The sequence below is a fragment of the Pseudomonas sp. Irchel s3h17 genome, from assembly GCF_900187505.1.
Classification (GTDB): domain Bacteria; phylum Pseudomonadota; class Gammaproteobacteria; order Pseudomonadales; family Pseudomonadaceae; genus Aquipseudomonas.
The window spans coordinates 112,809-133,351 of record NZ_FYDL01000004.1 but is presented as its reverse complement, the minus strand read 5'-3'; the positions used below and the strand labels follow the sequence as shown (position 1 = coordinate 133,351).

15 protein-coding genes, 4 tRNA genes and 2 pseudogenes are annotated in these 20,543 nt (G+C 61.4%); 13 read left to right on the top strand and 8 right to left on the bottom strand.

All coding sequences use genetic code 11. From position 1 onward, the window contains the following. Window positions 1–133 precede the first annotated feature (133 nt). The 3 genes and pseudogenes from CKW25_RS27335 to CKW25_RS06635 form a co-directional block, all read right to left on the bottom strand. Window positions 134–214, bottom strand: a pseudogene (locus CKW25_RS27335) (hypothetical protein); the annotation flags it as partial. Between the two features lie 179 nt (window positions 215–393). After that, window positions 394–468 (bottom strand): annotated as a pseudogene (locus CKW25_RS27330) (hypothetical protein); the annotation flags it as partial. 445 nt (window positions 469–913) lie between these two features. After that, complete coding sequence (locus CKW25_RS06635; RefSeq protein WP_095078386.1) at window positions 914–4,384, bottom strand: PAS domain-containing hybrid sensor histidine kinase/response regulator; 3,471 nt, start codon at window positions 4,382–4,384, stop codon at window positions 914–916. Between the two features lie 233 nt (window positions 4,385–4,617). On the opposite strand from CKW25_RS06635, the gene CKW25_RS06630 reads away from it, so the two are divergent. The 3 genes from CKW25_RS06630 (at window position 4,618) to CKW25_RS06620 (ending at window position 8,146) form a co-directional block, all read left to right on the top strand. Next, window positions 4,618–4,929, top strand: a complete 312-nt coding sequence (locus tag CKW25_RS06630) for a cupin (RefSeq protein ID WP_095078385.1) — start codon at window positions 4,618–4,620, stop codon at window positions 4,927–4,929. Between the two features lie 106 nt (window positions 4,930–5,035). After that, entirely contained in the window at window positions 5,036–6,187 is a 1,152-nt protein-coding gene (locus tag CKW25_RS06625; RefSeq protein ID WP_095078384.1) for a TDT family transporter, read from the top strand. Between the two features lie 84 nt (window positions 6,188–6,271). Then, entirely contained in the window at window positions 6,272–8,146 is a 1,875-nt protein-coding gene (locus CKW25_RS06620) for an MFS transporter (protein WP_095078383.1), read from the top strand. A gap of 48 nt (window positions 8,147–8,194) precedes the next feature. Here CKW25_RS06620 and sugE read toward each other — a convergent pair whose 3' ends face one another. Then, on the bottom strand, window positions 8,195–8,512 hold the full coding sequence (sugE, locus tag CKW25_RS06615) for a quaternary ammonium compound efflux SMR transporter SugE (RefSeq protein WP_095078382.1): 318 nt from the start codon (window positions 8,510–8,512) through the stop codon (window positions 8,195–8,197). Between the two features lie 202 nt (window positions 8,513–8,714). Beyond that, entirely contained in the window at window positions 8,715–9,635 is a 921-nt protein-coding gene (gene rdgC, locus CKW25_RS06610) for a recombination-associated protein RdgC (RefSeq protein ID WP_007936132.1), read from the bottom strand. 159 nt (window positions 9,636–9,794) lie between these two features. Between rdgC and CKW25_RS06605 the strand changes: the two genes are divergently transcribed. From CKW25_RS06605 to CKW25_RS06585, 5 genes are all read left to right on the top strand, one after another. Beyond that, a tRNA-Val gene (locus tag CKW25_RS06605) sits at window positions 9,795–9,870 on the top strand. A gap of 19 nt (window positions 9,871–9,889) precedes the next feature. Beyond that, window positions 9,890–9,966: transfer RNA gene (locus CKW25_RS06600), tRNA-Asp, on the top strand. A 187-nt stretch (window positions 9,967–10,153) separates the two neighbouring features. Next, window positions 10,154–10,229 (top strand) — tRNA-Val (locus tag CKW25_RS06595). Between the two features lie 19 nt (window positions 10,230–10,248). Next, window positions 10,249–10,325: transfer RNA gene (locus CKW25_RS06590), tRNA-Asp, on the top strand. 342 nt (window positions 10,326–10,667) lie between these two features. After that, window positions 10,668–12,710, top strand: a complete 2,043-nt coding sequence (locus CKW25_RS06585) for a c-type cytochrome (RefSeq protein WP_095078381.1) — start codon at window positions 10,668–10,670, stop codon at window positions 12,708–12,710. Window positions 12,711–12,761: 51 nt separating this feature from the next. On the opposite strand, the gene CKW25_RS06580 is transcribed toward CKW25_RS06585, so the two are convergent. Together CKW25_RS06580 and CKW25_RS06575 are read right to left on the bottom strand one after the other, a co-directional pair. After that, on the bottom strand, window positions 12,762–13,898 hold the full coding sequence (locus CKW25_RS06580) for a catalase family protein (RefSeq protein WP_095078380.1): 1,137 nt from the start codon (window positions 13,896–13,898) through the stop codon (window positions 12,762–12,764). 28 nt (window positions 13,899–13,926) lie between these two features. Next, on the bottom strand, window positions 13,927–15,735 hold the full coding sequence (locus CKW25_RS06575; protein ID WP_095078379.1) for a di-heme-cytochrome C peroxidase: 1,809 nt from the start codon (window positions 15,733–15,735) through the stop codon (window positions 13,927–13,929). 271 nt (window positions 15,736–16,006) lie between these two features. Between CKW25_RS06575 and CKW25_RS06570 the strand changes: the two genes are divergently transcribed. From CKW25_RS06570 to CKW25_RS06550, 5 genes are all read left to right on the top strand, one after another. Further along, entirely contained in the window at window positions 16,007–16,720 is a 714-nt protein-coding gene (locus CKW25_RS06570; RefSeq protein WP_095078378.1) for an FKBP-type peptidyl-prolyl cis-trans isomerase, read from the top strand. 292 nt (window positions 16,721–17,012) lie between these two features. Beyond that, entirely contained in the window at window positions 17,013–17,468 is a 456-nt protein-coding gene (locus tag CKW25_RS06565) for a YkvA family protein (protein WP_095078377.1), read from the top strand. Between the two features lie 115 nt (window positions 17,469–17,583). Next, on the top strand, window positions 17,584–17,925 hold the full coding sequence (locus CKW25_RS06560) for a helix-turn-helix transcriptional regulator (RefSeq protein WP_095078623.1): 342 nt from the start codon (window positions 17,584–17,586) through the stop codon (window positions 17,923–17,925). Continuing rightward, window positions 17,922–18,293 carry a hypothetical protein gene (locus CKW25_RS06555; RefSeq protein ID WP_003223109.1) on the top strand — a complete coding sequence of 124 codons (372 nt, stop codon included), beginning with the start codon at window positions 17,922–17,924 and terminating at the stop codon, window positions 18,291–18,293. The genes CKW25_RS06560 and CKW25_RS06555 overlap by 4 nt, the downstream gene beginning before the upstream one ends. Further along, the gene (locus CKW25_RS06550; RefSeq protein ID WP_095078376.1) at window positions 18,294–18,695 is read left to right on the top strand and encodes a sel1 repeat family protein; all 402 of its coding nucleotides are present in this window, start codon (window positions 18,294–18,296) and stop codon (window positions 18,693–18,695) included. Window positions 18,696–18,733: 38 nt separating this feature from the next. Here the strand turns inward: CKW25_RS06550 and CKW25_RS06545 are convergent, their stop codons facing one another. Next, complete coding sequence (locus tag CKW25_RS06545; RefSeq protein WP_095078375.1) at window positions 18,734–20,491, bottom strand: bifunctional diguanylate cyclase/phosphodiesterase; 1,758 nt, start codon at window positions 20,489–20,491, stop codon at window positions 18,734–18,736. Between the last annotated feature and the right edge of the window lie 52 nt (window positions 20,492–20,543).

Genomic DNA, 20,543 nt, shown 5'->3' with positions numbered 1-20,543 from the left:
TGCGAAGCGCCCCTGAAAGCGTCCAGCCCGTTGTCTCAGGCACACCGCATGCATCGGTTTTACGGTTGCTGCGCAACCGAGCGGGAGCAAGCTCCCTCGCCACGGGTTGGCTGTCCCTTCCTCGGTGTGTCGACTACAACGGCAAATGCCGGCTCAACAAGGCGCGCAGCGCCGCCGGTTTCACCGGTTTGGCCAGGTAGTCCAGGCCTGGAGCGGGCAATCGGGGTTCCCTGTGGCGAGGGAGCTTGCTCCCGCTGGGGCGCGAAGCGCCCCTGAAAGCGTCCAGCCCGTTGTCTCAGGCACACCGCATCCATCGGTTGTACGGTTGCTGCGCAACCGAGCGGGAGCAAGCTCCCTCGCCACGGGTTGGCTGTCCCTTCCTCGGTGTGTCGACTACAACGGCAAATGCCGGCTCAACAGGGCGCGCAGCGCCGCCGGCTTCACCGGTTTGGCCAGGTAGTCCAGGCCTGGAGTGGGCAATCGGCTTTCCCTGTGGCGAGGGAGCTTGCTCCCGCTGGGGTGCGAAGCGCCCCTGAAAGCGTCCAGCCCGTTGTCTCAGGCACACCGCATCCATCGGTTTTACGGTTGCTGCGCAACCGAGCGGGAGCAAGCGCCCTCGCCATGGGTTGGCTGTCCTTTCCTCGGTGTGTCGACTACAACGGCAAATGCCGACTCAACAAGGCGCGCAGCGCCGCCGGTTTCACCGGTTTGGCCAGGTAGTCCAGGCCTGGAGCGGGCAATCGGGGTTCCCTGTGGCGAGGGAGCTTGCTCCCGCTGGGGCGTGAAGCGCCCCTGAATGCGTCCTGCCCGCTGTCTCAGACACACCGCATCCATCGGTTTTACGGTTGCTGCGCAACCGAGCGGGAGCAAGCTCCCTCGCCACGGGTTATCTGTCCTTTCCCAGAGGTGTCGACTACAACGGCAAATGCCGACTCAACAAGGCGCGCAGCGCCGCCGGCTTCACCGGTTTGGCCAGGTAGTCCAGGCCTGCCGCATGCACCTGGGCAATCATCTCCGGTCGTCCATCGGCACTGATCACCACGCCCGGTACCGGCTCGGCCAGTTGGGTACGTAGCCAGGCCATCAGCTCGGTGCCGGTCTCGCCCTCGTCGAGGTGGTAATCCACCAGCGCCAGTTGCGGGCGCATGCCGTCGTTGAGCAAGGCGGCACACTCCTCACGATTACGCGCGGTGTACACCTGGCAGCCCCAGCGCGAGAGCAGGCTGTTCATGCCGATCAGAATGCTGTCCTCGTTGTCGATGCACAGTACCTGTGCCCCGCTCGGCAACTGGCCGTTGAGTTCCGCCACTTTACCGGGCGCACTCGCTTGAGCGCGGGCCAGCGGTACGCTGACACTGAACACGCTGCCTTTGCCGGACCAGGAGCGCACTTGCAGTCGATGGCCCAGCACCCGGCATAAACCGTCGGCAATCGCCAGGCCCAGGCCCAGGCCTTTTTCGGCGCGGGTCTGGTGGCTGTCGAGGCGCTTGAACTCTTCGAAGATGACCTGGCGCTTGTCTTCCGGAATGCCCGGGCCCCGGTCCCAGACTTCCAGGCACAGTTGCTCGCCCTTGCGGCGCACGCCCAGCAGTACGGGGCCTTTGGCATAGCGGAAGGCATTGGTCAGGAAATTCTGCAGCACGCGGCGCAGCAACTTGATGTCACTGTCGATCCGCAAGTGGCTGCCGCGCAAGCGGAACTCCAGGCCCTGGTCGCGGGCCAATGCCTTGAACTCGGCACCCAGGGTATCGAACAGCTCGTTGAGCACGAACGGTTTGCGCTCCGGGTTGATCTTGCCGTTCTCCAGGCGCGAGATGTCGAGCAGGTCACTGATCAGGTCCTCGGCCGAGCGTAGCGAGCTGTCCAGGTGCTGCACCAGCTGCTGGGTTTCGGGTGACAGCTCTTCATCGCGGTGGGAGAGGGCGGCGGAGAACAGGCGCGCCGCATTCAGTGGTTGCATCAGGTCGTGGCTGACCGCGGCGAGAAAACGGGTCTTGGACTGGTTGGCCAGTTCGGCGGTGCCTTTGGCTTCGGTCAGGGCGACATTGAGTTGCGACAGCTCATGGGTGCGCTCGGTGACTCGCCGTTCCAGCCCTTCGTTGGCTTCGGTCAGCGCCTGCTCGGCTTCACGGAACGCGGTAATGTCGGTGAAGCTCATGACAAAGCCACCCCCTGGCATCGGGTTGCCGATCAACTCGATCACCCGGCCATTGGGGAACAGGCGCTCGGAGGTGTGGGCGCGGCCCTGGCGCATCCAGTGCAGGCGTCGGGCGACGTGGACTTCCGCTTCGCCGGGGCCGCACAGGCCGCGTTCGGCATTGTGCCGAATAATGTCGGCAATCGGCCGGCCGACGCTGATCAGGCCGTCCGGGTAGTTGAAGAGTTCGAGGTAGCGACGGTTCCAGGCCACCAGCTTGAGCGACTGGTCGACCACGCTGATACCTTGGGTAATGTTCTCGATCGCACCTTGCAGCAGTGCGCGGTTGAACTGCAGCACTTCGGAGGCTTCGTCGGCAATCCGCACCACGTCCTCGAGCTGCATTTCCCGGCCTTCGATGGCGGCCTTTACCACGGCCCGGGTCGAAGAGGCCCCCAGTACACCGGCCAGCAGGCGTTCGGTGTGGGCGATCCATTCGCCATCGGCGTTCAAGTTCGGGTTGAAGCCCTTGCCCTGGCGGTAAGCGAAGCGGATGAAGCTTTGCCGTGCGCGTTCCTCGCCGACAAAGCGCGCCGCCAGTTGCAGCAGGTCGTTGATCTGTACCGCCAGCATCGAGCGGGCGCTGGGGCGGGCGCTGATCTCTTGGCCGATGAAGCGGCCTGCCTGCCAGTGTTCCGAGACCCGGGTGCGCGACAGCACCGAGACCCAGGCAAACAGGGTGAAGTTGCCGGCCAGCGACAGCACCACCCCTTGGGTCAGAGGGGTAATCGGCAGGTTCAGCGGGTTGCTGTCCAGCCAGCCCAGCCCTGGAAAACTGTTCAGCGACCAACCCATGCTGTGGGCGGCAATCGGCAGGATCAGCGTGTAGAACCAGAGGAAGGTCCCGGCGGCGAGACCGGCAAACACCCCGCGGCGGTTGGCCTGTTTCCAGTACAGGGCGCCGAGCATGGCCGGTGCCAGTTGAGTGACCGCGGCAAAGGCGATCTGCCCGATGGTGGCCAGGCTGGCCGTCGAGCCGAGCAAGCGATAGGCCACATAGGCCAGCAGCAGGATCACCACGATGCTGACGCGACGTACCGACAGCATCCAGTGACGGAACACTTCGAACGGCCGCTCGGCATTCTTGCGGCGCAGCAGCCAGGGCAGCAGCATGTCGTTGGAGACCATGGTCGACAAGGCCACGCTGGCCACGATCACCATGCCGGTGGCGGCCGAGGCGCCGCCGATAAAGGCCAGCAGCGCCAATGCCGGGTGGGACTGGGCCAGCGGCAGGCTGATCACGAAGGAGTCAGGCAGCACCGAGCTGGGCAACAGCATCTGCCCGGCCAGGGCGATCGGCACCACGAATAGGGCGGCCAGCGCCAGGTAGGCGGGGAACACCCACTTCGCCAGGCGCAGGTCCTGGGGTTCGATGTTCTCCACCACCGTGACATGGAACTGCCGGGGCAGGCAGATAATGGCCATCATCGCGACGCCGGTCTGCACCACCATCGAGGGCCAGTTGATGGTTTCTTTCCAGTATTGCTCCAGGCGAGGGGCGAGCATGGCCTGGTCGAACAGGTCGTCGAAACCGTCGTACAGGCCGTAAGTAACGAACGCTCCCACCGCCAGGAAAGCGAGCAGCTTGACCAGCGATTCGAAGGCAATCGCCAGCACCATGCCACGGTGGTGTTCGGTGGCATCGAGGTTGCGGGTACCGAACACGATGGTGAACAGCGCCAGAATCAACGACACGATCAACGCCGTGTCCTGGGCGCGGGTGCCCATGGCATCGGCGCCGGCACCGATCAGCAGGTTGACCCCCAGCACGATGCCCTTGAGTTGCAAGGCGATATAGGGCAACACGCCGACCAGGCAGATCAGCGCCACCACCACCGCCAGTGACTGGGATTTGCCATAGCGCGCGGCAATGAAGTCGGCAATCGAGGTGATGTTTTCCTGCTTGCTGATCATCACCATTTTTTGCAGGACCCACGGTGCGCCAAGCAGCAGCAGGATCGGCCCCAGGTAGATCGGCAAAAATGACCAGAGTTGTTCGGCGGCCTGACCCACCGCGCCAAAGAAGGTCCAGCTGGTGCAATAGACGGCCAGCGACAGGCTGTACACCCAGGCACGCATTCGCGGCGGCAGTGGCGTACTGCGGCGGTCGCCATAGAAGGCGATGGCGAACATGATGGCCATATAGGCCAGGGCGACGGCGGCAATCAGCCCGCTGGACAGCGACATGGGAACTCCCGGCAAAAGACACACGGGACTCCAGCCCGTTCGGACAGTCTCGCACGATGCACAGGCTGCGTCAGTGTCGACCATGGTCTCAGCGTGGCGGGGTGTCGCAGCGGGATATCGGCAGCGTGAATGCCGGTGCCACAGGCACCTTCGCCAGCCACGACAGGGGGGATTGGGTTAGCCTTGGCGCCTGACGTTCGACCGCCCCTGATTATCGAAGGATCGACCCCGCCATGAAGATCATCCGCAGCCAGTCCTTTACCGGTGACCGCCCTTGGGCGGCGCTGGATATCGCCAATATGAACGGCATCACCACCCGTTTGCACTGGACCGATCAGCCTTACATCTGGCACGTCAACGACGGCCAGGAAGTGTTTGTCGTGCTCGATGGGCAAGTACAGATGCGCTATCGGGAGAACGGTGTCGAGCAGGCCACGATGCTGGAGGTCGGCGATATCTTCTATGCAGCGGTGGGCACCGAGCACGTTGCCCATCCGCAAGGGCCGGCCCGGGTCCTGGTGATAGAGGCGGAGGGCAGTGTCTAGGCTCTATATCTGCAAAACAGATAACAGTTAGAGATATTACCCGTTATATAGATATTCGATTCAGTTCTACCATGGGCTCAACCTCACCCGAGGACAGGAGTTCATCATGCAATGCCCTAACAGCAGCCAAACCCTCGTTCGACCCTTGAGTCATTTGCACCATCCGCTGGAAGCCATTCGCCAGTTCACCCCGAACTGGTTTGCCGCCACCATGGGCACCGGGGTGCTGGCGTTGGCACTCGCCCAGCTGCCAGTTTCGATCCCCGGCGTGCATGCCTTCGCCGAAGGCCTGTGGATGTTCAATATCTTCCTGTTCCTGCTGTTCAGTGGTTTGTATGCAGCGCGCTGGGTACTGTTCTTCGACGAGGCGCGGAGGATTTTCGGGCACTCCACCGTGTCGATGTTTTTCGGCACCATTCCCATGGGACTGGCGACCATCATCAACGGCATGCTGGTGTTCGGTTTGCCCCGCTGGGGGCAGGGCGTGGTGCCAGTGGCCGAGGTGTTGTGGTGGCTGGACGTTGCGATGTCGCTGGCCTGCGGCATCCTGATCCCGTACATGATGTTCACCCGCCAGGAGCACAGCATCGACCAGATGACGGCCGTATGGCTGTTGCCCGTAGTGGCGGCAGAAGTCGCGGCAGCCAGCGGCGGGCTACTTGCACCGCACCTGGCCGACGCTCATGGGCAACTGGTGATGCTGACCACCAGCTATGTATTGTGGGCGTTCTCGCTGCCGGTGGCGTTCAGTGTGCTGACGATCCTCGTGTTGCGCATGGCCCTGCACAAGTTGCCCCACGAGAACATGGCGGCATCGAGTTGGCTGGCGCTGGGGCCGATTGGTACCGGGGCACTGGGTATGTTGCTGCTGGGCGGTGACGCGCCGGCGATCTTCGCCGCCAATGGGTTGCCGGGGATCGGTGAAGTGGCCGCCGGGTTGGGCCTGATCGCCGGGATCACGCTGTGGGGCTTTGGCCTGTGGTGGATGCTCATGGCCGTGCTGATCACCCTGCGTTACTTGCGTGAAGGCATCCCTTTCAACCTCGGCTGGTGGGGGTTTACCTTCCCGCTGGGGGTCTACTCGCTGGCGACGTTGAAACTGGCGAGCACGCTGAACCTGAGTTTCTTCAGTATTTTTGGCAGCGTATTGGTCATCGCATTGGCAGTGATGTGGTTGATCGTTTCCCGGCGCACGCTGCAGGGCGCCTGGCGTGGTGAGTTGTTTGTCTCGCCGTGCATCGCCGGTTTGAAGAAATAGTCAGCAAAGTTTAGCTATGGTTGTGGCCTGGATCGCTGTGTGACATTCCTATAAGAGCATCCAGGCCACTCAGGAACATGGAAGATGAGTCACCCCTCGCAGTTCACCTTGCTTCGCAAACGGCGGTTCCTGCCGTTTTTTGTCACCCAATCGCTCGGTGCGTTCAACGACAACCTCTTCAAGCAGTCGTTGATTCTCGCCATTCTGTACAAGCTGACCCTCGAAGGTGATCGTTCGATCTGGGTCAACCTCTGTGCGTTACTGTTCATCCTGCCGTTCTTTCTGTTCTCGGCGCTGGCTGGCCAGTTCGGTGAAAAGTTCGCCAAGGACGCGTTGATCCGCCTGATCAAGCTCGGTGAAATCGCCATCATGGCGGTCGGTGCCGTGGGTTTCCTGTTCGATCATCTTTGGCTGATGCTGCTGGCATTGTTCGCGATGGGCACTCACTCGGCGCTGTTCGGTCCGGTGAAGTACTCGATCCTGCCCCAGGCATTACGCGAAGAAGAACTGGTCGGCGGTAACGGCCTGGTGGAAATGGGCACCTTCCTGGCCATTCTGGCCGGGACCATTGGCGCCGGGATCATGATGTCGTCCAGTGACTACGCGCCCATCGTCTCCACGGCGATCATCGGTGTCGCCGTGCTGGGTTACCTGGCCAGCCGCGGCATTCCCCGTGCGGCGGCGTCCAGCCCGGAACTGCGGCTGGACTGGAATATTTTCCGGCAGTCCTGGGCGACCTTGCGCCTGGGCCTGGGGCAGACGCCAGCGGTGTCGCGCTCGATTGTCGGCAACTCGTGGTTCTGGTTCGTCGGGGCGATTTACCTGACGCAAATCCCGGCCTACGCCAAAGAGTGGATGCACGGCGACGAGACGGTGGTGACGCTGATTCTCACGGTGTTCTCGGTCGGTATCGCGCTGGGTTCGATGCTCTGTGAGAAGCTCTCCGGGCGCAAGGTGGAGATCGGCCTGGTGCCGTTTGGCTCCTTTGGCCTGACCGTATTCGGCTTGCTGCTGTGGTGGCACTCCGGCGGTATTGCGCCCAGCGAGCAGGGCCATGGCTGGGTCGAAGTGCTTGGTTTCGGCCACGCCTGGTGGGTGCTGCTGGATATTCTCGGCCTGGGGGTCTTCGGCGGCTTCTACATCGTGCCGCTGTATGCGCTGATCCAGTCGCGCACCGCGGAACACGAACGAGCGCGGGTGATCGCGGCCAACAACATCCTCAACGCGCTGTTCATGGTGGTTTCGGCGATCGTCTCGATGGTGTTGCTCAGCCTCGCTGAACTGTCCATCCCTCAGCTGTTCCTGGTGGTGTCACTGCTCAACATCGGCGTGAATGCCTATATCTTCAAAATCGTCCCCGAATTCAGCATGCGCTTCATGATCTGGCTGCTCAGTCATTCCATGTACCGCGTGCAGCATCGCAACCTCGAGTTGATTCCCGATGAGGGGGCCGCGTTGCTGGTGTGCAATCACGTTTCGTTCGTCGACGCGTTGCTGATTGGGGGCGCAGTGCGTCGGCCGATTCGCTTTGTGATGTATTACAAGATCTACAACCTGCCGGTGCTGAACTTCATCTTCCGTACCGCCGGGACGATTCCGATTGCCGGGCGTCAGGAAGATATCCAGATCTACGAAAGCGCCTTCAAGCGCATTGCCCAGTACCTGAAGGACGGCGAGTTGGTGTGCATCTTCCCGGAAGGCAAGTTGACCGCCGATGGCGAGATCGATGAGTTCAAGGGCGGGCTGACGCGGATTCTGGAAGAGACACCGGTGCCGGTGATTCCATTGGCCCTGCAGGGGCTGTGGGGCAGTTTCTTCAGTCGCGATCCGGACAAGGGCTTTTTCCACCGTTTGTGGTCACGGGTGACCCTGGTCGCCGGTCCGCCGATGGCGGCGCAAGTAGCGCAGCCGGCGCAGTTGCAGGCGGCGGTGGGGGAGTTGCGGGGAGCGGTTCGTTGAGGGATGCCGGATAAAAAAACGCCCGCAATCCGCGGGCGTTTTTGTGTGTCAGGCGGCGCTGACTTTCAAACCGACCAACCCGGCAATGATCAGTGCGACGCTGGCCAGGCGGAACAACGCCATGGACTCACCGAACAGGATGATCCCGGCGATCACCGTGCCTATGGCGCCGACACCGGTCCAGATCGCATAGGCCGTGCCCAGCGGCAATTCCTTCATCGCCAGGCCCAGCAGGCCAAGGCTGATGGCCATGGCGATAACGGTCAGGGCGGTGGGAAGAGGGCGCGTGAAGCCGTCGGTGTACTTCAGGCCAACGGCCCAGCCGACTTCAAACAGGCCAGCGAAAAACAGAATGATCCAGGACATGGAAACCTCCATCGATTGATGGGGCCGTCCCCAGATTAATGATTCGATCGAGCCGCGAGGTCGTCCTCGCGATGCGCAGTATAGTGCCCATTATTAACCTGGCGATCAAGTTACGTGGGTAATCTGTTGCCGGTCATGTGCAAACGCCACCGAAGCGGTGGCGTTTGCACGGGGCCTGTCAGGCTTCGTCTGTATCGACGAATCAGATGCCTTGCGGAGTCTCTTCACCGCCCAGTGCTTCAACCAGCGCCGGGAGGAAATCGCCGAAAGTCAGCATCATCAGGGTGAAGCTGGCATCCAGTTGGCCAAGGGCCTCATCGCCGCCGTCCTGTTCAGCCTGGTCCTGCAGCAGGTCTTCGAATTTCAGGCGCTTGACCACCATCTTGTCGTCGAGCACGAAAGACAGCTTGTCTTGCCAGGCCAGGGACAGCTGAGTCACCACTTTGCCAGTGCTCAGGTGCAACTGGATTTCTTCGCTGGTCAGGTCCTGACGCTTGCAGCGCACGATGCCGCCGTCTTCGTGGGTGTCGCGCAGTTCGCACTCGTCCAGCACAAAGAAGTCGTCCGCGGCTTTCTGGGTGGTGACCCACTCCGTCATGGTCGCGGTCGGGGACATCTTCACGGTCAGTGGGCGCACGGGCAGTGAGCCGATCACTTCGCGCAGGGTGGAGAGCAGGTCTTCGGCACGTTTCGGGCTGGCCGAGTTGACCAGGATCAGGCCCTGTTTCGGCGCAATGGCGGCGAAGGTCGAGGAGCGACGGATAAAGGCGCGCGGCAGGAAGGCCTGGATGATTTCATCCTTGATCTGATCACGCTCCTTCTTATAGACCTTGCGCATTTGCTCGGCTTCGATCTCTTCGACCTTTTCCTTGACGGCGTCACGTACGACGCTGCCTGGCAGAATGCGTTCTTCCTTGCGTGCGGCAATCAGCAGGAAATCGCCGCTGACATGCACCAGTGGGGCATCTTCGCCTTTGCCGAACGGCGCGACGAAACCGTAGGTGGTCAACTCCTGGCTTGCACATGGACGCGCCAGTTTGGTGGCCAGTGCAGTTTCCAGCGCCTCAGCATCAAAAGGCAGATCTTGGGTCAGGCGATAGATAAGCAGGTTTTTGAACCACATGGGGTGAGTCTCTCCTTTATACAAAGGGGGGCATTATTCTCCGCGCGGCGTCATAGGCCAACCCTTCGCTAAGCCTTTGGAAGGCCTGAGAAAATTATTTAAAAAAGTGCTTGCCAGAGGTTGGGTCGCTCCGTAGAATGCGCGCCACACCGAAGCGAAGGGTGATTAGCTCAGCTGGGAGAGCGTCTGCCTTACAAGCAGAATGTCGGCGGTTCGATCCCGTCATCACCCACCATTCGTTTCAAGTGTTACGCGCAGCGGTAGTTCAGTCGGTTAGAATACCGGCCTGTCACGCCGGGGGTCGCGGGTTCGAGTCCCGTCCGCTGCGCCATATTCGGTAACCTGGAACGCTGAACGCCAGGTCACCACGGAAAAGCCCGCTCACGCGGGTTTTTTTCTGTCTGTTGTTCCTGCAGGATGCATCGTTTCACCGGTTTTCAGATTTTTTGAAAAATATTTCAATTAAATCAACACTTTATGAAAACCTGTGGCATAATGTGCCCCGCAACGAAGGTAAAGGGTGATTAGCTCAGCTGGGAGAGCGTCTGCCTTACAAGCAGAATGTCGGCGGTTCGATCCCGTCATCACCCACCATTTACTTTCAACGCTACGCGCAGCGGTAGTTCAGTCGGTTAGAATACCGGCCTGTCACGCCGGGGGTCGCGGGTTCGAGTCCCGTCCGCTGCGCCATATTCGGTAACCTGGAACACTGAACGCCAGGTCACCACGGAAAGCCCGCTCAATGCGGGCTTTTTGCTGTCTGGGGTTTGCTCAAGGCAAGCGCTTGCCGCCTGTCGAGTCCCCCGCAACGGCCTGTTTCCTGCCTTTCCCCCCAATTCCTGCACATGCCCGGTCATTCGATTGTCCGGCATACACGCTCTCCAATGATTCATGTCAACGGCCACCCCGGCCAATTCCTATAGAAACAAAGTGGGACTTGCAGGTCCCGGTTCTTGGCTGATGAGCCGATAAAAACCAATAGGAAACTGGCCAACGGGACGACCCGTCGCCAGACCCAAAAGGGGTGTTTCAATGGATCTGAATTTGCCGCGACTGGCCATGCTGGTCTCGTCGTTGTTGTTTGTGCATCAACTCAACGCCAGTGAGCCGGCTTCGGCAGCGGCAACCCAGCCTGGTACGCTGATCGAGCAGGGCAAGTATGTCGCCCAGCTCGGCGACTGCATTGCCTGCCACACCGCCAAGGGTGGCGCGGTCATGGCCGGTGGCCTGGAGTTGAAAACACCGATGGGCACGCTGTACTCCAGCAACATTACCCCGGACCCGGAGACCGGAATCGGCCGCTATACGTTCGAGCAGTTCGACCGTGCCATGCGTGAAGGTGTCACGCCGGCGGGCGATAACCTTTACCCGGCAATGCCTTATCCGTCCTACGCGAAAATGAGCGAAACGGACATGCGGGCCCTGTATGCCTATCTGCTGCAAGGGGTCACCCCTGTCAAACAGGCCAATCTACAGGCGGACATGAGCTGGCCGTTCAACCAGCGCTGGGGGCTGTGGTTCTGGAATCGGCTGTTTGTCGATCACACGCCCTTCGTACCCGACCCGGCCAAGGATCAGCGAGTGAACCGTGGCGCCTATCTGGTGCAGGGCCTGGGGCACTGTGGTGCTTGCCATACGCCGCGAGGCATTGCCTTCCAGGAGAAGGCCATGAGCGATGCCGGTTCCAGCGGCGAGCACTATCTGGCCGGGGAAACCGTGGAACAGTGGCGCGCGCTCAGCTTGCGTAACCTGTGGACCGTCGACGACACGGTGCAATTGCTCAAGACCGGGCAAAATCGCTTTGCCACGGTGTCGGGCAACATGGCTGAGGTGATCCATCACAGCACCCAGCATTTTACCGACGACGATCTGATCGCGATCGCGACCTACCTCAAGTCCCTGCCGGCCGGCAAAGATGACTTGCCGCCGCAAGCCCTGCCGCTTGCCCCGGCTGAACCTCCGGCGACGCTGTTCAGCAGCCGCGGCGGCCTGGGCTACACGCAGTTTTGTGCCGACTGTCATCGTCCGGACGGTGGCGGTGTGAATGCGATGTTCCCGCCGCTGGCGGGTAATCCGAGCGTAGCCTCGGCCGACCCGGCGTCGTTACTGCACATCACCCTGACGGGCTGGAAAACCGCCGAAACCCTGACCCACCCCCGGGTCTATACCATGCCCGGGTTTGCCCGGCTGTCCGATCAGGAAATCGCCGAAATCCTCAGTTTCGTGCGCGCAAGCTGGGGCAACAGTGGCTCGGCGATCAGCGCCGCCCAGGTCAAACAGATGCGCGGGCAGCTCAAGCCGGTCACCGACCCTTCAACCTTTGAAACGCCTCGCCTGGCCGACATGCTGGTCGCGCCCAATGCGCAGCAGGTGGTGCGTGGCATGCGCCTGCACCTGCAAACCAAGGCTCTGTTGCCGGACAACGTGGGCAACGCCCTGAACTGCACCAGTTGCCATCTCAACGCGGGCACCGTCGCGGACGGCTCGCCCTTTGTCGGAGTGTCGGCATTCTTCCCGGGTTACGCGCCGCGCGCGGGCCGGCAGATCACCCTGGCCGACCGGATCAATGGTTGCTTCCGGCGCTCGATGAATGGGCAACCGCTTCCCGTACAGTCGGCGGACATGCAGGCGATGATTGCCTACTTCGACTGGATGAAGCGCAACACCCTGCCCGGGGACAAAGTTGCCGGGCGTGGCGTCGGCAAAGTCGACACGGCGATCAAGCCCGACCGGGACAACGGTCAACGGGTGTATGCCAAGCAATGTGCGGTGTGTCATGGCGCAGCGGGCGAAGGCCTGAAGCGTGCCAATGGAGAGTGGGTGTTCCCGCCGCTCTGGGGCGACGAGTCGTTCAATATCGGCGCGGGCATGGCGCGGACCTACACCGCCGCGGCGTTCGTCAAACGCAACATGCCAGTGGGCTTTCACGAGCAGTTCCCGCTGGGGCAGGGTGGGCTTTCCGATCAGGAGGCGGTGGACGTCGCGGAGTACTTCTCGCATCAGCCTCGTCCGGACTTCCCGGACAAGGTCAAGGACTGGCCTGAGGGTGGCAAGCCGGTTGACGCGCGCTACTGAGCCTTGATGGGGCTGAAGCCGGCACTGTGGACAGGCCGGCTTCAGGTTGCGCTATTGTTCGGCGTTGCGCGCGTGCCGGTAGTCGCTGACGGCTTCATACACCGCTTTGCGCAATCGGTTGATGCCGCCAATCGGGCGATGGGCTTCAAGGCCGAACCAGGGGTTGAATGACCGGTTGTCGCATTGCAGATTCTGCGCCGGCGTGTCGAAGTCCTGGGCGGGAATCCTGATCCGTGCCACGGTTTCAAACGGTGCATCGCTTTCGCGCCATTCAATGCTGGTGTCTTCGATCGGCATGTACTGGCTCGGGTCCTGGCGCTGGATCTGCAGGACAAAGCAGGCCGGAACCCGATCCGTCGACAGTTGTTGGGTCAGTGCACTGCGCAGGAAGTTGGGCAGTGCCTGATTCTGCGGGGGCAGGGTGTAGACCGGGCAGTTGTCCGGGTCCGGCGCGACACGAAATTTCGCATTGGCGCTGCCGAACTTGTAGGGTGACACCGAAAAGTAGGTGGTCTGGGTCGGGCTGGCCGGTGCGGGCGCCAGTGTCGCCAGGGCGATGAACAGGTGGCGAACCTGCCAGGTCCGGGGATCCCAGCCGGGGAAAAACGCCATCACTTTCTTGCCGTCAGCCTGCGCGGCGACGTTCTGACGGTATTCGGCGACATCGCTGACGAAGAAGTTCGGGTGATTGAACATCACGAAATCCTGTTCGCCACGGCTTTGCCGATCCTTGAGCAACTGCGTACCCGGCACATCGAGCAATTTGATCGCCATGCCCCGGGCATCGCGCAGGCTGTCGAATTGCGGGTAGGGGCTGCCATTGGACAGGCGCAGGGTGGCTTGCCAGGTCTTGCCGGCCTCGCTGAAAACGCCCTGGCGCAGTTCGGGCGTCAGGTCCCCCAGGACCTGGACTTCAGCGTTCAGGCAGCCGTGAGCCTTGGCGTGGGCGTCACGCAAGTAGCGGGTGTTCTCCCGGTGCGAGTCGACGATGCGCACGGCCGTCTGAATGACATCCCGGGTCATCGCCGCTTCGTCGGCGGGTATCTGCTCCAGGGCAGACACGGGCCCACGGTGCTGCCAGGCAGACCAGCCGGTTGCCACGGCCCAGCCCAGCAGGCCGAGGCCCACCACAAACAGCACGGCCTTGCCCAGCAGAACGCACATGCGCAACCACAGTGTCATCAACATGCAAAACTCCTTGGGTCCAAATCGAGGGTCATGGCAGTTGCGCCTCCAGCGGACCGCCAAGCACTTTCAGGTACTCCAGCAGTGCCCAGCGCTCCTGTGGTTGCAGCAAGCGTCCGATGACCCCGTTGCCGCGTTCGCCGGCACGGAATTCGTGACCGCTGTTGTGGTTGCCGGTGATTCGCGTGTCGAACTCAAAGCCGTTGGCAAAGGCTTGGGTGCGATACCCCAGATGCTTGGGGTCGTACTCGAAGGTGCCTTTATAGAAAGTGCTCGCCCGTTCATCCTGGGGTGAGAGCAGCTGGTAAATGCTTGGCACCGATCCGTTATGCAGGAAGGGCGCCGTTGCCCATACACCCGCCAGGGGCCGGGCTTTGTAGGCAGTCTTTTCGCGCACCCCGATCGGCAGGCCAAAACCGTCCATGGCCGGACGTTCCTCGGGCGTGACACTGGCTTCGCGGTAAGCGCGGCGCTCAACGAAAGCGGTGACGTAGGCCAGGCCTTTGGCGACCGAGAGCTGGCTCAGGTCCAGCGGTTCCTCGGGCGCGGGCTGCAGCTTGACATCAAGGTTGGCCAGTTCCGCCGGGTCCCATTGCAATGAACGGAGATCGAACCGGTGGTTGGCAATATTGTTGGCCGCACCCGGGTCGGTGCCAATCACCTCGACCGGGAGCATTTTCAGTTTCTTCTCCGGTCGCCCGTTGGCCTGGGCCACGCTCGGAACATGGCAGCCAGCGCAGTTTTCGGCGAACAGCGCACGCCCCTGGGCCGCCAGCGGCTTGTCGATTTCGCCAAACAGTGTTTCGGGCCAGGCGGGCGGCTGGAGGCGTTTGAGGGTTTCTTCGATCAGGTGCAAGTCACGCACACGGACGCTGGAGGGGTAGCGGTCGTCGCCCTTGAGCGGCTGGCCATTGGCATCGAAGAAGTTCAGCGTCGCACCGACACCCAGGGCTTCGCCGACATTGCGTGCCATCGGTTGCTGGGCCGAGCCGTTCCATTGCACCCAGTCGAAAGTCCAGATGTCCCAGAGCTGCGGATAGTCCACCGGGGCGTTGGCGACGCGGTAGTTGTCGGGGGAAATGGCGTCGCCGAAGGCGGCGTTGGCGATACGTCCGAACGCGTCGGTGCGCCCGGGGCCTTCTTCGGTCGGGTAGAGACCGCGATGGGTATCGTTCCAGGCGACGCCGAGGAAGATGTCCAGTGACGTCTTGACGTCCTGGCGCAGTTGCGAGTGCCCGGCGTCGTAGTCCTGGCCCAGCACATTGCGGGCGAAACGCTCGAATTTCCACGGGTTGTAGTAGGTCGAGGCCAGGCTGGCGACCAGCGCCTGGCCGAAGCTGCCGCCTCGCAGTGTCGGAACGCTGGAGGGCAGTACATGTTGTGCGGTACCGCCATCGATACGCACGGCCTGGCCTTTGAATCGCAGTTCTCCGGTGTGGCAGGCGGCACAGGTAATATCCAGAAACTCTTCTTTGCTGCCGGAATTCTGATGGCGGGTGAAGCCTACCGGCAGGTTTCCAGGGTTGCCTGGCGTGGCTTTTTGCGCCGGATCCACCAGGAAGCCGAAGCGCGCCAGGTACTCGGGCGCGGCGAAGCGTTGCTGCGAAAACGGCAGTTCAAGGGCGTTGAACCAGGTGTAGCGCAAGCCCTTGACCTGGGTACCCTGGGGCGTGAAATAGAACGTCTGACGGTCGTCGGCGCTCCATTGCGGCAGGTAATGCACCTGCTGGGCGGGCGTATAGACCGGTAGTTTCGGGTTGGCAACGTAGTACAGCACCACGGCCAGCGCGACCAGCAGCAGGGCCGCGATCAGTAACAGCACACGGAAAAAGAGGCGCAAGATAAACATCCTTGTCGATTAAGTATTTTGTTATGCCTGAGGCGTAGTTCAGCAGCAAGTAGCCATTACGCCAGATGTCGTGCGAATCGGCATCCGCAACCATAGGGGTAGGCTGACAGAAATTTCATGCTCCAACCTGAGTAAAACGCGTTAAAAGACCTGAACTTATCGGACGTTTCCTGCTCTCATGCCGGTAGCCATTGGTCGTGGCGGCCTGATAAGCTCGCGGCTTTACTCGATTGCCCTTTAGGCGCATGAACAAGGAAATAGCATGAAACAGCATCGGTTGGCGGCGGCGGTGGCCCTGGTTAGCCTGGTACTTGCGGGTTGTGACTCGCAGACCAGCGTTGAGCTGAAAACCCCGGCGCAAAAAGCTTCCTACGGTATCGGCCTGAACATGGGCAAGAGCCTGGCACAGGAAGGTATGGATGATCTGGATTCCAAAGCTGTAGCCCAAGGCATCGAAGATGCCATCGGCAAGAAAGAACAGAAGCTCAAGGACGATGAACTGGTCGAAGCTTTCGCTGCGCTGCAAAAGCGCGCTGAAGAGCGTATGGCCAAGATGAGCGAAGAGTCGGCTGCCGCCGGCAAGAAATTCCTCGAAGACAATGCCAAGAAAGCCGGTGTGACCACCACGGCTTCCGGCTTGCAGTACGAAGTCGTCAAGAAGGCCGATGGCGCTCAGCCCAAGCCGACCGACGTGGTGACTGTCCACTACACCGGCACCCTGACCAACGGCACCGTTTTCGACAGCTCCGTCGAGCGTGGCAGCCCGATCGACCTGCCGGTCAGCGGCGTGATCCCGGGTTGGGTTGAAGGCTTGCAACTGATGCACGTCGGCGAGAAGTACAAACTGTACATTCCTAGCGAACTGGCCTACGGCGCACAAAGCCCTAGCCCGGCAATCCCGGCCAACTCGGTGCTGGTATTCGACCTGGAACTGCTGGCGATCAAAGATCCTGCCAAGCAAGACGCCGAGAAGTAATCAGCGTCCGGCATGACAACAACGCCCCGCTCATCCGGGGCGTTGTTGCATCTGGTGTCCGGTGGCCGGGGATTCGATTGAATGGATGCCCTGGGCTGGCGTCATAGCACTGAAAGGACTGCCGATAGCCCCGGCAGGTTGCCAAGTCAATGAATTATTAGGTTTTTTTATGTGAGTAAAAAACGCCCGATCTGACCGGGGGCCTTGTAAAACGGGGCTTTGAGGCGTGAAATAGGGCTCTGTTCACAAGGTTATCCACAATTTGTGTGGATAACATTTCAGTGGAGGGATGATGAAAACACCTTGGAGTTTCGCTCGGTTTCTGCCGTTGGCCGGTCAATTGATCAGTCGTGGACGTCTGCCGACACTGCTGTTCGCAGTGGCCAGCAAGGGCGCCAATCAAGGCTGGCGGCTGGGTAAGCTCAAGGATGACCTGCGCTTGCTGCAGGCACTGTGCCTGGCGTACTGGCGTGGCGAGTACCGTGCCATCAGCCCCAAGGCGTTGGTGGCGGTGGTAGCGGGGCTGATGTATTTCCTCAGCCCGATTGATGCCATTCCTGATTTCCTTCCCCTGTTCGGCATGTTCGATGACATCGCCGTGCTCGCCTGGTTGATGAAAACCCTGGCCGATGAACTGAATGCTTTCCGTGCCTGGCGCAACCGTCAGCGGCCGGAAAAACTGGCCGTGGTGGAGCGGTTGCCCGATACGCCGGAGCAACTGCAACTGCAGGGCCCGAAAAAAACCTGAGCCGAATCAGGTTCATCTGCAGATTGATCCCCCCTCGCGACCTTGGCGGCTGTTAGGATTACACTTCTAAGGAAAAGTGCCGACTCGCTAAGTGTTGTTGTCCTACGGGGTAGTCATGGATATTCAGATCATTGCACGTGATGGCGAGCCCGAGTATGCGGTGTTGCCATGGGCTCAGTATCAAGCGTTATTGAAAGCAGCAGGCGTTAGCGAATCACCCGCACGTGAAGCAACGGCTCATCACGTGTCCACTGCAGACCAGGAGCTTCCCGGTCTGGATCAACTACGCAGTTTGCGTGAAGCAAAGGGCATCGCGATCGAAGCGTTGGCCCGCACGGTAGGCATCAGTCCTTCTTACCTGGCCCTGATTGAAAGCGGCGAGCGTCAACCTGACGCTGCGATCCGCCGCAGCCTGGCCTGGGAGTTGAAGGTGCAGGGATGGAGGGATGAATCGTGAGTGTGCGAATCAGTCGTCAACACTGGGATGGTCTATTGGGCGAGCTGGACCAGGCCCGTCGACAGCGCCACCTGCTGACTTATCGTGCGTTGCTCGAACGCTTGCAACTCCCCACGCCGGCCATGCAAACCCTGACCGCGGCCCTTGAGCACCTGGCGGCCCTGGATGCCAAGGCCGAGCAGCCCTTGCGCAGTTCGCTGGTGATCAGCCAGGGCGCCAGTCGCCTGCCGCGCACCGGTTTCTTCGAATGTGTCGAGCGCCTGGGACGATTTTCCGGGCCGTCCGATGGCGTCGCGGCGGCATCCTGGCATGCCTCGGAAGTGGTTCGGGTGTTTGAATACGAATACCCTGAATCCGCGGAGGCCTGAGTGTTTCTACGACTCAAGGCGCATCTCGGTTACTGGCTGGCACGCCGGTTGTTTCACTGGTCGTGGTTCGTGCGCCAACCGCGCGGCTGGCACTGGCTCGAGGGCCAGTTCGCACGCATGGCCAACCTGGGAGATGTCGGCGCCCAGAGCTTCTATGGGCACATCCTGACGTTTCGCGGTGTTGGCCTTGGTGCTCGTGAGGAGGGCGTGCGCTTGCTGCGCCTGGCAGCCTTGGCGGGCGATGGCAAAGCAGCCTATCAGGTAGGCGTGATCAGCCTGGCCGGAACGCCGGGCAAGGCTCCGGACGCTGCCGAGGCAGCGCGCTGGTGGCGGATGGCAGCCAAGGCCGGGCATCCCCTGGCCGAGCACAAGCTCAAGGCGCTGGAGCCCGGTTCGCACTAGCCGTGCCGGCGCTGGCGATCTTGCGGGCGTCCGGGTTTTCAGGCGCTTGCCAGGCTATCAATCACATGCACGCTATACCCCGGCACATGCTTGGCGTGGTGCTTGGCATGTGACGCCAGCTCCGCCAAGCGGCTGGCATCGAGTTGTCCGCAGGCCTCTGGATGCAAGTGCACGACGCCGATGGACAGGGACAACAACGCATATTCCTGGCGTATGCCCTGGCGATTGACGGCGATAAAGCACCCTGCCTCCAGGTGCTCGGCGCGGTAGAAGCGCCGACACTGACGGTGGAAGTCGTCGTGCAATTGGCCCAGGCGTTTTTGCCAGTCTTCCGGGCCCAGTACCAGCAGGAAGTCATCGCCGCCGATATGGCCGACGAAGTCGCGGCCGGGATCGATGCATTCGTTCAGGCATTGCGCCAGGCAGAGCAGGACTTCGTCGCCACGCCCGTAGCCATAGATATCGTTGAATGGCTTGAAACTGTCGATGTCGACGTAGCAGATCACCGACTCGCAGCGCTGTTGCAGCAACCGGGTCAGGCACTGCTGGATGGGCACATTGCCCGGTAGCAGGGTCAGCGGGTTGGCGTATCGGGCCTGCTGGATCTTCAGTTCGGTTATCAGTTTAAGCACGTCGATCACCCGTCCCAGCCCCAGGTAGCGACCGTTGAGGGTGATAATGAAGTCTTCTTCGATGCGCTGGCGAGCGCGGCTGGTGATCAGGCGGCTGACCTGTTGCAGCGACTGGCTGAACTCCACGGCGAGGAAATCATCGTTCATCAGGCGGCTGATGGGTTTGCGGGCGAACAGGTCGGTGGCAAACGGCTTGAGCAGTGCGTCCGAGAGCGAATGGCGGTGAACGATGCCGCAGGGGTGGCTCTGCTCGTCGAGCACCGCCAGCGAGTTCAGGTTGGCTTGGCGGCGAAAGGCTTCGAGCACGTTGGCCGTTGGCGTGTCGTGGCGCACGGCGGGTTGCTCGTTGAGCAAGGCGCTGAGGTCGCGCAGATCATCGTTGAGCGCCACGGTACTGCTGTCATGCCTGGGCAGCAGGTTGCGGGCTTCCTGTGGTGGATGTTCCTGCGGGCGGCACACCAGGTAGCCCTGGACCAGGTCGACGCCCATTTCGCTCAGCACCGCGAGTTCTTCCGGTAACTCGATACCTTCGGCAATTACCTGGGCCCGCGAGGCTTTGGCGATTTGCAGGATCGAGCCGACGAACTCGCGCTTGAGGGCGTCCAGGTGAATGCCGTCGATGAAATGCCGGTCGATCTTCACATACTCCGGACGTAGTTCCGACCACAGCCGCAGGCTGGAATAGCCGGCCCCCAAGTCATCGAGGGCAATCGAAAATCCCATCGACCGATAGTGATGCAGCGCGTTTTGCAGCAGCTGGAAATCATCGGTCGGTGTTTGTTCGGTCAACTCGATGACCACCTGGCTCGGCGGGATGCCGAACTCCTGGAGCATTTGCAGGGTTCTGCCGGGCTGATGGCCGGTTTCGAGCAGGGATTCGGGGGAGATGTTGAGAAACAGCTTGCCTGGCAACCGTTGCTCACTGAAGCGGCGGCAGGCGCTGTGCCGGCAGGCGATCTCCAGTTCGCTGAGGCGCCCGGCCTGGCGGGCCACGGAGAACAGGGCGAGCGGGGAGTGCAGGGGGGTGTTGGAGGGGCCTCGGCTGAGGGCCTCATAACCGAGAATGCGTCGTTCAGAGAGCGAAACGATGGGCTGGAACAGACTGTGCAAGGCCCCTTGAGCCAGAATTGAACTCAAGGCACTCAGCTGTTCGGTGGTGGTCATGGCAATCTCTGGCGATAAAAAAAGGACCGGGTCCGCCTTTGTTGGAAGGCAG